Origin of the sequence: Nostocoides australiense Ben110, from assembly GCF_001050535.1 — a bacterium.
GTDB classification, from domain to species: Bacteria; Actinomycetota; Actinomycetes; order Actinomycetales; family Dermatophilaceae; genus Nostocoides_A; species Nostocoides_A australiense.
This window is the reverse complement of record NZ_HG764815.1, coordinates 3,690,719-3,691,784: the sequence shown is the minus strand read 5'-3', so window position 1 is coordinate 3,691,784 and position 1,066 is coordinate 3,690,719. Positions and strand designations below refer to the sequence as shown.

The following is a 1,066-nucleotide window of genomic DNA, read 5'->3' as shown; positions in this document are numbered from 1 at the left end:
GCCCTGGCCACCCTGGCCGCCGCCGGACTGGCCACCGCCGGACTGGCCGCCGCCGGACTGCTGGCCCCAGCTGCCCTCGTCGCCGCCACCACCGAAGTTGCCGCCGCCGCGCTGGGTCTTGGTGACCTGCGTAGTGGCATAGCGCAGGGACGGGCCGACCTCGTCGACGTCCATCTCGATGACGGTGCGCTTCTGGCCGGTCTCCTTGTCATCCCACGAGCGCGACTTCAGCCGGCCCGAGACGATGACGCGGGTGCCCCGGTGGAGGGACTCGGCGACATTCTCGGCGACCTCACGCCATACGGAGCACCGCATGAACAGCGTCTCGCCGTCCTTCCACTCGTTGCTGTTGCGATCGAACGTGCGCGGCGTGGAGGCCACGGTGAAGTTCGCAACGGCAGCGCCGGAGGGGGTGAAGCGCAACTCGGGGTCACCGGTCAGGTTGCCGATGATGGTGATGGTGGTCTCGTTGGCCATGGCGGGGCTCCTCGAGTCAGTCGTGGATCAGGCGTCGGCGCGCAGCAGCTTGGTGCGCATGACCAGCTCGGAGAGCCCCAGCTGGCGGTCCAACTCCTTGGCCGTCGCCGGCTCGGAGGTGAACAGGGTGACGACGTAACTGCCTTCGTCCTTCTTCTTGATGGGGTACGCCAGGCGGCGCCGGCCCCACACGTCGATGTTGTCGACGGTTCCGCCGTCGGTCTTGACGACACCGAGGAACTTCTCCATGGTGGGCCCGACCTGGCGGTCGTCGAGCTCGGGGTCGAGGATGACCATGAGTTCGTATTGACGCATGCTGAAAACCCGCCTCCTTTGGTCTGATAGCGGTCACGGTCGGTCCGTGACAGGAGGGTTGTCATGCCGCCCGGCCGCCTCGGGGGCGGGGGCAACCTGTCAAGGGTATCGGGTGACTCGGCATACACAGAATCGGTTGTCCACAGGTGAGCGTTATCCGCTTGCGAGTGCCTGGGTCGCCTGGGTTGGCTGGCGGTATGCCGTCCGCCCCCGTCGACTACCACCGCACCTCCGCGCGCCCCGCCTTCGCCGCCCTGCCGGCTGCCGTCCGGGA

2 protein-coding genes are annotated in these 1,066 nt (G+C 67.9%); both read right to left on the bottom strand.

Going from position 1 to position 1,066, the window contains the following annotated elements:
- Positions 1-477, bottom strand: a 477-nt coding sequence (locus BN11_RS18110; protein ID WP_083433865.1) for a single-stranded DNA-binding protein, incomplete at its 3' end; no start/stop codon positions are given.
- A 27-nt stretch (positions 478-504) separates the two neighbouring features.
- The gene (gene rpsF, locus BN11_RS18105; RefSeq protein WP_048699681.1) at positions 505-792 is read right to left on the bottom strand and encodes a 30S ribosomal protein S6; all 288 of its coding nucleotides are present in this window, start codon (positions 790-792) and stop codon (positions 505-507) included.
- Positions 793-1,066 lie beyond the last annotated feature (274 nt).

Bases quoted from the DNA above. Each gene is read 5' to 3' on its own strand.
- rpsF (WP_048699681.1), bottom strand. From the start codon at position 792: ATGCGTCAATACGAACTCATGGTCATCCTCGACCCCGAGCTCGACGAC.